Source organism: Paraburkholderia fungorum, assembly GCF_046026025.1.
In the GTDB taxonomy this organism is placed as follows: Bacteria; Pseudomonadota; Gammaproteobacteria; order Burkholderiales; family Burkholderiaceae; genus Paraburkholderia; species Paraburkholderia fungorum_E.
Genome location: NZ_JAQQFL010000021.1, coordinates 70,011 through 83,496, shown reverse-complemented (window position 1 = coordinate 83,496; position 13,486 = coordinate 70,011). Strand labels below are relative to the sequence as shown.

Annotated in this window: 14 protein-coding genes; 5 read left to right on the top strand and 9 right to left on the bottom strand. The window is 61.4% G+C overall.

Features of this window, described 5'->3' with window-relative positions; translation table 11 throughout:
* Positions 1-8 precede the first annotated feature (8 nt).
* Complete coding sequence (locus PQR67_RS22480; protein WP_408464178.1) at positions 9-257, bottom strand: hypothetical protein; 249 nt, start codon at positions 255-257, stop codon at positions 9-11.
* Between the two features lie 96 nt (positions 258-353).
* Between PQR67_RS22480 and PQR67_RS22475 the strand changes: the two genes are divergently transcribed.
* Positions 354-2,153 carry a methyl-accepting chemotaxis protein gene (locus PQR67_RS22475; protein ID WP_408464175.1) on the top strand — a complete coding sequence of 600 codons (1,800 nt, stop codon included), beginning with the start codon at positions 354-356 and terminating at the stop codon, positions 2,151-2,153.
* A 21-nt stretch (positions 2,154-2,174) separates the two neighbouring features.
* The gene (locus PQR67_RS22470) at positions 2,175-3,758 is read left to right on the top strand and encodes a methyl-accepting chemotaxis protein (RefSeq protein WP_408464172.1); all 1,584 of its coding nucleotides are present in this window, start codon (positions 2,175-2,177) and stop codon (positions 3,756-3,758) included.
* On the opposite strand, the gene PQR67_RS22465 is transcribed toward PQR67_RS22470, so the two are convergent.
* On the bottom strand, positions 3,755-4,135 hold the full coding sequence (locus PQR67_RS22465) for a DUF5594 family protein (protein ID WP_408464169.1): 381 nt from the start codon (positions 4,133-4,135) through the stop codon (positions 3,755-3,757). The genes PQR67_RS22470 and PQR67_RS22465 overlap by 4 nt on opposite strands.
* Positions 4,136-4,311: 176 nt before the next feature.
* On the opposite strand from PQR67_RS22465, the gene PQR67_RS22460 reads away from it, so the two are divergent.
* Complete coding sequence (locus PQR67_RS22460) at positions 4,312-4,797, top strand: hypothetical protein (RefSeq protein ID WP_408464166.1); 486 nt, start codon at positions 4,312-4,314, stop codon at positions 4,795-4,797.
* A gap of 328 nt (positions 4,798-5,125) precedes the next feature.
* Here PQR67_RS22460 and PQR67_RS22455 read toward each other — a convergent pair whose 3' ends face one another.
* The 3 genes from PQR67_RS22455 to PQR67_RS22445 all read right to left on the bottom strand — a co-directional run bounded on the left by PQR67_RS22455 (position 5,126) and on the right by PQR67_RS22445 (position 9,637).
* Positions 5,126-6,775: an amidohydrolase gene (locus PQR67_RS22455; protein WP_408464163.1), complete on the bottom strand. Its 1,650-nt coding sequence runs from the start codon at positions 6,773-6,775 to the stop codon at positions 5,126-5,128.
* An 8-nt stretch (positions 6,776-6,783) separates the two neighbouring features.
* Complete coding sequence (locus PQR67_RS22450) at positions 6,784-8,364, bottom strand: DUF3138 family protein (protein ID WP_408464160.1); 1,581 nt, start codon at positions 8,362-8,364, stop codon at positions 6,784-6,786.
* Between the two features lie 163 nt (positions 8,365-8,527).
* Positions 8,528-9,637, bottom strand: coding sequence for an extracellular solute-binding protein (locus PQR67_RS22445; protein ID WP_408464157.1), 1,110 nt, complete (start codon positions 9,635-9,637; stop codon positions 8,528-8,530).
* A 235-nt stretch (positions 9,638-9,872) separates the two neighbouring features.
* Between PQR67_RS22445 and PQR67_RS22440 the strand changes: the two genes are divergently transcribed.
* Both PQR67_RS22440 and PQR67_RS22435 read left to right on the top strand, forming a co-directional pair.
* The gene (locus PQR67_RS22440) at positions 9,873-10,733 is read left to right on the top strand and encodes a helix-turn-helix transcriptional regulator (protein WP_408464154.1); all 861 of its coding nucleotides are present in this window, start codon (positions 9,873-9,875) and stop codon (positions 10,731-10,733) included.
* 57 nt (positions 10,734-10,790) lie between these two features.
* Positions 10,791-11,204: a RidA family protein gene (locus PQR67_RS22435; RefSeq protein WP_408464151.1), complete on the top strand. Its 414-nt coding sequence runs from the start codon at positions 10,791-10,793 to the stop codon at positions 11,202-11,204.
* A gap of 43 nt (positions 11,205-11,247) precedes the next feature.
* Here PQR67_RS22435 and PQR67_RS22430 read toward each other — a convergent pair whose 3' ends face one another.
* The 4 genes from PQR67_RS22430 to PQR67_RS22415 all read right to left on the bottom strand — a co-directional run bounded on the left by PQR67_RS22430 (position 11,248) and on the right by PQR67_RS22415 (position 13,415).
* Positions 11,248-11,772, bottom strand: a complete 525-nt coding sequence (locus PQR67_RS22430) for an arsenate reductase ArsC (protein ID WP_408464148.1) — start codon at positions 11,770-11,772, stop codon at positions 11,248-11,250.
* Positions 11,773-11,868: 96 nt separating this feature from the next.
* Entirely contained in the window at positions 11,869-12,012 is a 144-nt protein-coding gene (locus tag PQR67_RS22425; RefSeq protein ID WP_408464145.1) for a hypothetical protein, read from the bottom strand.
* Between the two features lie 237 nt (positions 12,013-12,249).
* Entirely contained in the window at positions 12,250-12,438 is a 189-nt protein-coding gene (locus PQR67_RS22420) for a hypothetical protein (protein WP_408464142.1), read from the bottom strand.
* Between the two features lie 41 nt (positions 12,439-12,479).
* Positions 12,480-13,415, bottom strand: coding sequence for a LysR family transcriptional regulator (locus PQR67_RS22415; protein ID WP_408464139.1), 936 nt, complete (start codon positions 13,413-13,415; stop codon positions 12,480-12,482).
* Between the last annotated feature and the right edge of the window lie 71 nt (positions 13,416-13,486).

The following is a 13,486-nucleotide window of genomic DNA, read 5'->3' as shown; positions in this document are numbered from 1 at the left end:
TTTCAGTTTCAGTTCAACTTCAATTCAGTCCACGCAAAACGAAACGGCCGCTGCGGTAGAAAGCGGCCGTTTTTTTTCAGGTATTCACGTCGTAGTACCCAAGCGATATCTTCATACGAATATAACGCCTCACAAGCAATTTTTAATGGCGTTGTTTCGGCATCCGTTGAAAACCCCATCTCGCGCGCAAAAGTCTGTAGCATCGCGGCGCGCCGCCACAAGCGGCTCTCCGCACGCCTGTCATAAACCGAAAGCATTGGCCGCTCAAGTCCCTCCGGCCCACGCCGTATACCGCGTATGAGGCCCCCGCCTCACCGGCCACGGTTCACTGCTTACTCCGAAAAACTTCCAACATGTTCTCCTCCATTCGCGCGCGCATCGTCGCCCTGTGCGTCGCCATCGTTGTGGTTGCGCTCGCTGCCAACACGGTTCTCAACTATGTCGTCGCCAACTCGTATAACGCCGACGCTATCGAAAGCAGTTTGAATGCTGTTGAAAGCGGCCATGCAGACGGTATCGAAGACTGGATCGCCTCCAATAGTCAGATGATCAATTCACTGCAGGACGCGGTGCTGCAACCCGATCCGTCCGCCGCGTTAAAGCAGATCGCCACCGCCGGCAAGTTCTCCAACGTGTACGTCGGCTACGCGGACAAGACCGCGAAGTTCTCCGACCCGACCGGCATTCCGCCCGACTACGATCCGACCGGCCGCCCGTGGTACAAGCAGGCCGCAGCAGCCGGCAAACCGGTGGTGACGCCGCCGTACGTGGATGTGGGCACAGGCAAGCTCGTGGTCGCGTTCGCCGTGCCCGTGGTGCGCGACGGTGCGGTGAAAGGCGTGGTGTCCGGCGACGTCGCGATGGACAGCGTGATTGCCAATGTCAAGGCGATTCACCCGACACCCGCGAGCTTCGGCATGTTGATCGACACGAGCGGGCATATCGTCGCCCACCCGGACGCCAAGCTGACCTTGAAGCCGGTGACGGATCTCGCGCCCGCACTAACGGGAGACAAACTAAGCGCACTCTTTAGCGCCGAGCACCCTGTCGAAGTCGACGTGAGCGGCAGCGCGAAGCTGCTGCGCGCCGAGGCCATTCCGGGCACCGACTGGTACGCGGTCGTCGCGCTCGACAAATCGGAGGCAACCGCGGGCATGCGATCGCTGTTGACCGCTTCGGTCATCGCCCTGATCGTGATTGCCGCAATCGCCGCGGCAATCGTGGCAGCGGTCACCGCCGTCTCGTTCCAGCGCCTCTCGACCGTACGCGACGCGATGAACGCAATCGGCTCGGGCGAAGGCGATCTGACACAACGTCTGCCGGCCACCGGCAATGACGAAGTCACGCAGATCGCGCGCGCGTTCAATACCTTCATCGACAAACTCAGCCACGTGATGCGCCAGATTCGCGACGCCAGCGATTCGGTGCGCGTGGCCGCGAATGAAATCGCCGCTGGCAACGTCGATCTGTCGGGTCGCACCGAATCTGCTGCGGCCAGCCTGCAACAGACCGCTGCCTCGATGGAAGAAATCACCTCGACGGTCACGCAGTCGGCCAGCGCCGCGAAGCAGGCCGACGACACCGCCGTGTCCGCGTCGCAAGTCGCGTCGCGCGGCGGCGTGGTGATCTCCGACGTGGTCACGACGATGGGCGAGATCGAACAGGCATCGGTGAAGATCTCCGACATCATCGGCGTGATCGACGGTATCGCGTTCCAGACCAACATCCTTGCGTTGAACGCCGCGGTCGAGGCGGCGCGCGCCGGCGAACAGGGCCGTGGTTTCGCGGTGGTGGCCGGCGAGGTGCGCAGCCTCGCGCAACGCAGCGCGCAAGCCGCCAAGGAAATCAAGGCGCTAATCGAATCGACCGTGGCGAGCGTGACATCCGGTTCGGGTCAGGTCCGCCAGGCCGGTAAGACGATGACGGAAATCGTCAGCAATGTCGCCAACGTGACAACCATCATTTCCGAAATCACCCAGGCGGCCAACGAGCAAACGCGCGGCATTCAGGAGGTCAATCGCGCGGTCAGCCAGCTCGACGAAATGGTTCAGCAGAACGCCGCCCTGGTCGAGCAATCCACGGCGGCGGCCGCCGCGTTGCAAAGTCAGGCCGGCAGTTTGGCCGGTGCCGTCGCGCAATTCAAGCTGGACTAAGGTGCACTCAAGGAAATCGCAGTGACGTTCTATAGAAATCTGAAAATCGCCGTCAAGTTGGCGTTGCTGGGCGCGGTGCTGCTCACGGCAACGATGGTGGTGGGTCTGGAAGGCTGGCACGCGTTGTCGACTACGCATGCGTTGCAAATTCAGTCCGCGCAAACGCTCGGCCAGTATGCGCAAGCTGCCGACACGGCACGCGTTGCGCAGGTCGAGTTCAAGAAACAGGTGCAGGAATGGAAAGACCTGCTGCTGCGCGGCGCCGATCCGGCCGCGTTCGCCAGGTACCGTGACGCCTTCAGCAAGGAAAGCGGCACCACGCACGCCGCTTTGCTGCGACTGAAGGATCAGTTGAATGCGCTTGGCGCGAACGTCGACGGCGTCGACAAGGCACTCGCCACCCACGCCTCCTTGCAGGACAGCTACCTCGACGCGCTCAAACGGTATGACGCGGCCGATCCGAATACGGCGCACGTTGTCGACAGCCTGGTGAAAGGCATCGACCGCGCCCCGACCGCCGCGATCGACGACATCGTCGCCTCGGTGATGCAGCAGGCACAAGACTCAAACGTACGCACGAGCGAGGCCGCGCAACGCGCGTACACGCTCGCCTGCGTGCTGCTTCTGTCGGTCGTGATCGGCTCGCTCGGCGCAGGCACATTCGCGATCTGGTTCCTGAGCCGCAGTATCACGCTGCCGGTCCGGCAGGCGGTGGGCGTCGCGCAGGCGGTCGCGGCAGGCGATCTGCGCGCCGATGTCGCCGTGGTCAGCCGTGACGAAACGGGCCAGTTGCTGGTCGCGCTCAACGAAATGAATCATCGCTTGCGGCACATCGTCAGCGAGATTCGCGAAGGCGCGCACACCATTTCGTCGGCGACGCAGGAAATCGCCGCGGGCAACCTCGATCTGTCCGCACGTACCGAACAACAGGCCGCGTCGCTCGAAGAAACCGCCGCGTCGATGCAGCATTTCACCGACTCGGTTCAGCGCAACGCCAGCAACGCACGCGAGGCCACCACGCTCGCGCAAACCGCCGCGCAAGCGGCCCGCGACGGCGGTGCCGTGATGGTCGACGCGGTGCGCACCATGGGCCAGATCGATGCGGCATCCAAGCGGATCGTCGATATCATCGCGGTGGTCGAGGCGATTGCCGCGCAGACCAATATTCTGGCGCTCAACGCAGCCGTTGAAGCAGCGCGCGCCGGCACGCAAGGGCGTGGCTTCGCGGTGGTCGCGAGCGAAGTGCGCAGTCTGGCGCAACGCTCGGCCGACGCCGCCCATGAGATCAAGGCGCTGATTCGCGAGTCGGTTGCCACGATCGACGCCGGCACGCAGTTGATCAACCACGCAAGCAACACGATGGATGGCGTGGTGCAAAGCGCCGGCAGCGTCACGCGGATTGTCGAGTCGATCGCGACGGCCAGCGTCGATCAGGCCGCGGGGATTGCGGAAGTGAACGATGCGGTTACGCAGATGGATCAGGTGACGCAGAGCAACGCGGCTTTGGTCGAACAGGCGGCCGCGGCAGCCGATGCGGTGCAAAGCAAGGCATCGGGCCTGGTGCAAAGCGTGAGCTTCTTCAGGATTGGCGCGGCGGCGTCTTAAGAGCCGAAATCGAGGCCGCCGATCAGTACCGCCGGCTCGCCCTGTGTGTGCGAGGAGAAATCCAGTTCGCGCACGTGGCGCCAGGCTTCGAGCTTGCGTGGCAACGCAGCCAGATAGCCGGCGAAGCGCGCCGGTCCTTGCGGGCCCATCAACCGTTCGATTTCGTCGCTGTCCCAGGTCAGGAACAGGTTCAATGGATGCGGGTAGTGACCGAGACCTTCGAGCGGCGCTGCGTGAATCCGCACGCTCGTGGGGTGGCCGTGGCCGCCGTAAGGCAGCACCTCGGTATGCACGGTGGTGGCGAAACATGCGGCGATTGCCTCGGCAATGCGAGGTGCGAACTGTTCGTCGAAACGGGCGGCACTCTCTGGGCGCATCTATGTCTCCAGCCTTCTGTCTGATCTGCGGAGCATCGTAGCATGGGAGTGCGGTTGCGCCGGTGGCGGCCCTGTTGCGGCCCTGTTGCGGCCTTGTTGCGGCCTTGTTGCGGCCTTGTTGCATCGGCGGGCATTTTCTATAATCCGCGCCTGCACCCTATAACAAGAGGCAGTAGATGTCGCATACCCGTTTTTCCTTGCTCCTCGCCTGTGCCGGTATGTTCGGCAATCAAGCCATGGCAGCCGACCTGATCGCCACCCAACCCGGTGTGATGTGTACGTCAGCTCAGGCACTCGCACAACTCACGCTGCCCAACGGCGATAGCCGCAGCCACGATGCCGCGGCAACGGCGGCTCAACTGGCATTGGCGCAATCGGGTGGGTGCATCGATATTCAGCCGGGTGTCACGGTTAGTGTGCAAGCGGCTCGTAAGAATACGTCGGTGGTGACCTATCGGCGGCCTGGTTCGGTTACGGATGAAACCTTCGTGGTCCCGAATATCGATTTCGTACCGGTTTTTGCTGATGATTCGGATGTGGCGCAGACTGCGGTGCAAGTTCAAGCTGGGAGTCAGCGGCAGGTTGGTGTGCAGGCTTCGGCCGTGGCGGCGGCGTCCGGTTATCGGGTCGCGCAACGGGTGCCTGGGGCTGCGGGAGAGTGATGGGGAGTTTCCTTGTTCTGGGTTTTTTTGGCCTCTCCTTGATTTCTTAGTGGTCTATTTGCGTTGCCCCTGTGCGGGGCGGCACTTACTTTCTTTGCCGCCGCAAAGAAAGATAAGCAAAGAAAGCGGCTCAACCCGCCAGCTTATAAGCGGGTCCCCCGCGCAGTCACGGTAGTGGTGCATCTGGAATCCGTGCCCTCGCACCTTTCACGTACGTGACAAAGCACTCATTCGCTCCCACTCCGCACTGCGTGCGTCGCGGATGGGTCTGCCTCGGAAACCCGCGGTGTGGTTGTGTTTCGCCTGCCCTCCTTCTTTGCCTCCCCCCTTAGTCGAGTTGGCCGTGTACCGTCTCGCCCTCGAATAGCGTTAGCGCCGTTTCTACTTCCGCTATTCGATGGGACGCCACTTTGCGTAGGTCGTCACTCAATATCGCCAGCGACGCGGGTCGGCCAGCGCTCAGTTGCCCCGCCCGGTCGTCGAAGCGCAAGCTGTACGCGGAATTGTGCGTGTACGCCCGCAGCATCGTCTCCAGGTCGACGCTTTGCTCCGCAAGGAACGGTGGGGCAGTTATGTCCCCCGGTTTCGCGCGGCGCAGTGCGGTTTCTATCGCCACCAACGGGTTTTGGGTCGAGACCGGCCAGTCGGAGCCGCCCGATAACATTGCGCCGTGGCGCTGCAAATCGCCGAACGCATAATGGCGACTCATTCGTTGCTCACCAAGCAGTTGCGCGTACAAAGCCCGCAGATCTGGGGCGACGCTGCCCCATACGGCCTGAATCGATGCGATAGCGCCAGTCTGCGCGAAACGCGGGACGTCCTGCGGGTCGATCAGTTGCACGTGCGCCAGTTGCGCGCGGCGGTCGCGGTGGCCACGCTCCTGGTTCAACGCCTCAAGTGCGTCCAATGCCATGCGTACCGCGCGGTCGCCGATCGTGTGGAAGTGCAGGTCGAAACCGGCTGCGTCCGCAGCAAATACAGCCTCTCGCAATTGTGCAGGGTCCCAATGCGCAGCACCGTTATGGTCAGCGTCTTCGTAGTTGCTTAACAATGCGCCTGTGTGGCTCTCGAGCACGCCGTCGATGAAAATCTTCGCTGTATGCAAACGCACCCGGCCACCGTCGTACTGGTGGCGCCAGTCGATCAGCCTCGCAATCTGCGGTGCAAGTGACATGGTCGGCGATACCAGCAACCCCAGGCTCACGTTCGCCTTCAATTCACCGCTGTCGCGCGCGCGCACGTAAGCATCCACGAGACGCTGCCCCACCATCGCCTCGAACCACCCCGTAATGCCGTTCTCGTGCGCCTGACGCTGCGCCTTCTGGAACGCCCGCGCGGATTCGTCCGCGCCCATTTGCGGAAGATGACGGAACAATCCGTAGAGCGCAGCTTCATGCACGACGCCCGTAGGCTCGCCGTGCTCGTCGCGTTCGTAAATGCCGCCCTCAGGGTCCGGCGTCGTCGCGGTCACGCCGAGGGTGCGCAGTGCAGCCGTGTTCAGGCAGCCGGAATGCACGTCATGGCCAATCAGCAGCAGCGGACGCTCACTCACCATCGTGTCGAGCGCCACGCGGTTAAGTCGAGCGCCGAGCGCATCGAGCGCAACGTTGCCCGCCATCACCCAGCTACGTTGCGGATGCAAGGCAGCACACTCGCGAACCTGGTGGGCAACGGCGTCGAATGAATGCGCGTCGCCAAGATCGCCGTCACACGTCAGTTGAAATCCTTCAACGGGATGCGCGTGCGAATCCGTGAAACCAGGCACGATCATGCGGCCTCGTAAATCAATCTCTTCAATGTCGCGGAGCGTTTGCGGCATGTCCGCGCGGCTGCCGACGTAGGCAATCATGCCGTCGCGTACAGCGAGGCAATCCGCGAAGACCGGCGTCGCGCCGCCCGTGTAGATCGCACCGTTGACGAAGGTGCAATTGCGGTAGCGCAGCGCGTCGTGAGCGGCGTCGTGTGAAAAGTTGGCCATGATAGTCGTCAGAAGGAATAGATGAACTGGGTCGCCAGAATGTCGTTGGCGCGTGAGTAAGTGCCGTCGTTCATCAGGAACACGGGGTGGTTGGCCTGGTCGTGCCGGTATTCGAACTTCAGCGTGATCTGCTGAGTCGGAAAGAACAGCAAGTCGGCCGTGATGTCGTAGTGCGTGGCGCCCTTGCACTCGGTGCCGTTGTGCGTCGACGCAGCGAAGCACGCGGGATCGATGCCGAAACCGCTCGTCGCATTCACCGACGGATTGCCGCCCGAGAGTCCGTACAGAAGGTTCGGCGCACCGCCGCCGTTGGCGGTGTCGTTCAGGTAGTCGAAGCGCAGCGTCGCCCCCATGTGACCGAGCCACGTGGAAGTCCACTTCTTGTGGCCCTGCAGCGAAATGCCATACCAGCGCGCAGTGCCGCCGTCGTAAGCGCCCTTCTGCTGCTCGCCGTAGTCGAGCTGTGCGTTCAGTTGCAGCTTGTCGCGCGTGTAGGTCAGATCGGTTTCGATGTAGCGCATCATGCCGAACGGGGTCGATGCGTTGCATTGATAGCCGTAGCCGCCAGGATTCGCGCAGGGCGAAAACAACGTCGAGCGGCCGACCATGCCGGCTACGCCAATGTCGAGCGCCGTCGACAGTACATCGTCGAAGCGCGCGGAGAGCAACGGCACCCAGTTGCTCTGCGAGGTATTGTTCGGACCCTTGACGATTGCCGACGAGGTCCGCAATTGCTCGTTCGCGATATACACCTGCCAGAAATGCGTGAAGATCGCGTTGTTACCCTTCAGGCCGATGCCGACCATGCCCGCCGGCTCGCTGAAGTCGTACAGGAGATTGTGCGTCAAGGTCAGCATCTGATTCGACGGCAACGGCTCGTAGCCGATGGGGCTCTGCAACAGGCCCGCCGTGAAGGTGGTCAGCGAATTCAACGGTACCGTCACATCGGCTTGCGTCAGGATATTGTTGCCGACGCTGCCGTGACCGCTGCTCAAGGTCGACCCCACGCCGCGATTCGGTTGGATGACGATCTCCGCCGCCGGCGCGAGCGGACCGACGCCGAAGGTCTTCTTGATGTCGAGATAGACATCGCCGATCTGACTTTCGAAGTAGTCGTAGACACCCGGGTCGTGATTCAGGAACTGAAAACCGCCAGAATGCTGCGCGCGGTTGTAGAGGTACAAGGGGTCGATATAGCCGGTCACGCTCAGACCGGCGAGCGGGCCCGTGGTGGCCGCTTCTTCAAGCGAGTCTGTTTTCAGCGTGAGATTGTTCACCTGCTCATGCATCGACTGGAAATCGCGCGCCAATGCCGCGGAATCCTGCGCGGCGGTTGAAGCCGAAGCGGCAACAGGCACCGGTGCAGATACGGCCGCTGCTATCTGTGGCGTTGCCTTGATTTGCGCCTGATCTTTTGCCGTGGCCTGAATCTGCAGACTATGAATCTCCGCTCGCAGCGACGTGATTTGCGCCTGCAATGCAGCAAGCTGCGCGGCAACTGAGGGCGGCGCCGCGGGGTCCGTCTGCGCGGCAAGAGCAGTCAACTGGAACGCGAGTGCGCTCACCAGAACAATGACTTTCAGTTTCATGATGGAAGACGTCGAATGGACGTGTTGATCCGCGCCGCGTCGCGAGACGCGGTGGCAGGATGCGTGCTTGTTGGATGAACGTGGGGGTGACTGCGGAACTCAGTGACGCTGCAAGCGTACTGATGTCACCCGGTTGCGCGGCTCGTCGACAACCCGTTCAGGCCTAGTCCGCCTTGTACTGTTGCCACAAACGCGTCACGAGCCGATTGATCTCGGTGGGCAACGGCTTGACCGCGAACAGCTTGTTGAAGTCGGCCGGTGGCGGAAACACCGCCGGGTCGGCCAGCACACCGGCACGTACCAGTTTCGCCGCGCTCGAGACCGCGCTCGGATACGAGGTGTCGTTCGTCAGGTTCGCGCTTTCCTGCTCGGACAGCACGAAGTTGATCCACTTCAGCGCAGCGTCGGGATGCGGTGCATCTTTCGGCACGGCCATCACGTCGAACCAGATCGGACCGCCTTCGTTCGGCAGAATGTATTTGATGTGATAGGCGCGATGCGCATCCAGAGCGGAAAGCCGCGCTGTGTTCACGTCGCCCGACCAGCCGAACGCGAGACAGATATCGCCGTTTGCCAGATCGCCGATATAGCTGCCCGTGCTGAACTGCGCGATATATGGCCGGATACCCTTCATTAAGGTCATCGCATCCTGGTAGTCCTTGGGATTGGCGCTATTCGGATCGCGCTTCATATACAGCAGCACGCTGCCGAATACATCGCGCGGCGAATCGATCAACGAAATGCCACAGCTCTTGAGCTTCGCCGCGTTCCTGGGATCGAACAGCAGATCGAGGCCGTCGAGCCTGGCGTCCTTGCCGAGCGCGGCCTGCACTTTCTCGACGTTGATGCCGAAGCCGTCCGTACCCCAGCTCCACGGCACCCCGTACTGATGCCCCGGATCGTCGGCGGCCAGCAGCGCCATGAGCTTGGGGTCGAGCAACGCGTAGTTCGGCAGCTTCGCTTTGTCGAGCGGCTGATAAATGCCCGCGGCGACCTGCTTCGCCCAGAACGCGTCCGAGGGCACCACCACGTCGTAGCCGGAACTGCCGGAGAGCAATTTGGCCTGCAAGGTCTCATTGCTATCGAACTCCTGATACACCACGTGGATCCCCGTCGCCTTCTCGAAGTTGGCGACGGTATCCTTGCCGATCGAATTGCCCCAGTTGTAGACGTTCACGACGGCTGGCTCCGCATGCGCCGCCGCGGTCAGCAAACATGCCGACAGCGCCCGCATCGACCACGCCAGCTTCTTACTCCACCTGCTGATTTCCATCCTCGACCTCCGTCCCCGGTTCATGATGATGCAACGATGGGCAGAGTCTAGGGAGGCGAAATTGTGCCGTCTGTCCCGACTGAGGGGGGACACGCAGGATATAAACGGTCCACGCCCGGGTTTCGGCGTTCCGGCGCTTACGCCCGTCAAATGGATGGGTAAGCCGCAGTGGGCGGGCTGATTTTTTCGTGTTATCAGTGAGTTTGCCGCGACCCTCCGTTGAAAATATCAGGCCATGACCGCTTCTCCCTCCACTACACCGCTGTCCGTCGGGCAATTGGCCGCGCTCTCGAACGCCTTGGGTCCGTTGGTCGATTCGACCGGTTCGTCGCGTTTTCTCGCGCAACTATTCGATTGCGTGAGGCTATTCGTCGATTGCGACTCGTTGCATCTGCAACGGACACGCGCTACGCCGCGAGACACGGGTGCCCGGCGCATCGAGTGGATCGGCAGCTATGCGGCCGATCGTGAAAACCTGCAACGAACCATGGAGAAGTACTTCGGCAGTTTCGTCGACCGCGATCCCCTTAACGGCCGGATTGGCGATGCCCAGCAGATCGAGTTGATTCACTTTTCCGCGCAGACCATCGAAGACACCGAAATGCGCTGTCTGATCTACGACGTTGCGGATATTCACGACGAGTGCGTGGTGGTGCGGCCTTCCAATGGCGTCGTCTATTCCCTGTCCACGTGCCGCGCAAAGCGCTTGCCGGCGTTTTCGCTCTATGACCTGAGCGTCCTCAAGCATCTCGGCCAGGTGCTGTTGCCACTCGCGGAACTGCATACGCGCATGGTCGGCGTGCCGCTCGACGACAACGTCAACAGGATTGCCCCCGCCGACGTGTTGCAGGCCTATCTGACGCGCCGCTCGATCCTGCTTTCGTCACGGGAGACGGGCGTGTGTTCAGCCTTCGTCAAAGGCATGACAACACTCGCGATCGCAGAGTCGATGGGGGTCAAGGAATCGACAGTCGAAACCTACGCCAAGCGTGCGTTCGCGAAGCTTGGCGTCAGTTCGCGGCGCGGGCTGCTGTCAGCCGTGCATGGCCGTGAAGAGACCACTACGGCACAGACTGCAGTTCAATCGCTCGCGTAGCGTGTGGGCCACGGGAACCCGATTCGCCGTACTACAACCGTTGATTGAAGAACTACCATGAGCAAAATAGAACGCCTGCGTCTTCCGGAAGATGACGCAACTTTTGGAAGCAATCGAATTTTCGATCTTTTCCAGTACTCTCCTGCCGTGACGGCTAACGGGCTGGTCTTCATCGCCGGCCAGATCGGACTGCGCGCCGACGGCTCGATTCCCGAAGAGCCGCGGGACCAGATCGACGTCGCATTCAAGCGTATCGAGGCTGTGCTCCAGCACCTGGGGCTCGACTTTACCGACGTGGTCGAACTTGTTTCCTACCACGTCGACATCGCTTCGCAACTCGCCACATTCCGCGAGGTGAAGGAACACTACATCCGCTCCGACTTCCCGGCGTGGACGATTCTCGGTGTTGCCTCGCTGGCCCGCCCCGAGCTTATCGTCGAAATCAAGGTCGTCGCCGCGACCCGCACGTGAACCGCGCTTTCGCCGGACGGTGACTCAATCCATCCGGCGCGCTTCAGGGATTGTCAGCGAGCGCCATGGACGGCGGTGCATGGTCGTCCATCGCATTCACCGCGGCGCGGCGCTCGGGCGATTTCATCGAATGCAGAGGCAGTGCCACGAAAAGGCTAACGCGACGCAGAATCTGACGGAAAACCGTCTCGAACACGCGCTTTTGCTCCGCCTCGGTTCCCGTCTCAGCAAGCGGGTCGGCAAAGCTCCATTGGCAAAACGTGGGATTGCCAGAGAAGCGTGGCGCGTTGGACTCCCCTGCTTCGTCGCACATCGCGATAACCAGGTCCATTTCCGGCGCGGACGAGCCGGCAAACTGCTGCCAGCTTTTTGGCCGTAGCTTGCCCACCTCTGAAATCGTTGGGCGTAGCTGCTCGAGCGTCAATGGATGCACATCGGCTGCCGGTTCGATACCCGCGCTGAATGCATTGAATCTATCGCTACCCAGTTCGCGCAGCAAAGCCTCGGCCATGATGCTGCGGGCAGAGTTGGCGCGACATAAAAACAGCACGTTGTGCTTTTGATTCATGGAAAACCCCCGTCATACTCTGGCCGATTAGTTTTTCGACCATTCTGACGGCCAAGTTTTGCGGATCCATGACAGGTCTTTCGCAACACACCGTGCTCAGGCGCGCAGCACGCCTTTCAGGCGCCCCAGTTCTGCTGGTCTGGTGTACGACCGGTACAGCTCGCCAACCGTGCCGAATGCGAGCGCTGGTTTGAGCGTGGCGCCGGGAAGCGCGTCTGTAATCCAGTCAAATGCATTCATTTCCCGCTGGGCAGCGTGGATTGTGGCAGTGAGCACAGTAAGGGCTCGCTCGGCGGAGTGGCCACCGAGATCAAGGAAGCAACTCTCAAATGGATGCTTCGTGGCAGGTTCGACGTGTAACACTGATTTTCGAGCGTCCAAATCAATCTCCTACGCGGATTGCACCTTCTGTATATCAACCAAATGTGACAATGCGTCGTTCTATCCGGCCAAAGATATGACTTGAGGCGTGCATGCTCACCCGGCGCGTTTGTTTCGTTGCGCGCGACTTGCGCGCCAGCGAATCAGGAAGCCGACCAGTGCGGCGAAGCCCGCAGTGGCCGCGTAGCCGGCGAGGCGGATGGCGTCCTCGCCCGGAAGGCGCGAGACCAGCACAATGACAATGGCGATTGCAAGCAGAGCGAGAAATGCGATTGCCCATTTCATTGACGTCTCCCCTGAGGTTTAATGTGCTGCCACGTGCACGGCTATCCCGCCGTTTTGCCAAGCATACCGTGAGCCGCGTTTCCTCTTCCACTTCCGCGCGCCTGCTCCAGAATGAACTCGATAAAACTCGCCGCCGCGCGCGTGTGATGGCGATTCGGCATATAGAGCATGTACATGTTGGTACCGAAGATGCTTAAGCGCCATTCATCGAGCGCCGTCACCACATCCCCGCGACGCAGGTCGTCCTGCACCACATAGTCGGGCACCAGACCCACACCGAGGCCGGCCAGCACCGCCTGACGCAAGAACAGAAAGTTCTCGGAAATAATCGCCGGTTCCAGCAGCACTTCGTGGCGTTCGTCGCGCAGATACGCCGCCACCCGCAATTGCCTGCCGACCACCGCCGACGTAATCAACGGCGCCGTGCGCAGATCGTCGAGCCGCACCGGCATACCGCGGCTTTCAGCAAAATCCGGCGAAGCGCAGGCCACGTATCGCACCGGCCCCATGTCGCGCGCAACGAGGTTTTGCGGCGGTTCGGACATCACGCGAACCGCGATGTCGACCTCGTCGCGCATCAGATCCTCAACACGGTTCTCGAACATCACATCGAGCACGATGCCGGGATAGAGACGCTTGAACGCGATCAGCCAGTCCGACATCACCAGTTGCCCGTAGCCGCTCGGCACACTCAATCTGACCCGCCCCTGCAAGCTCTGCCCGAGCGTGGTGACCGACTCGCGCGCGGCCAGCAGCGCATTCTGGATCGTACGGCCATGCTCGTATAACTGCAGACCGATTTCGGTCGCCTCGACCCGGCGCGTGGTGCGCCTCACCAGTTGCATCCCGATCGAACGCTCCAACTGGTTCAGGTGATAGCTCACGTTCGCGCGGCTCATTTTCAGCCGGCGCGCGGCTTCGCTCAGGTTGCCCGCGTCGAGAATATCAACCAGCAGGGTCAGCGAATTGACGTCCATGACACGGCCTTTGTCAAAATAATTTTGACAGTCTGTCAACGGTCTATGTAATTGTCAATAAACCTTGACCG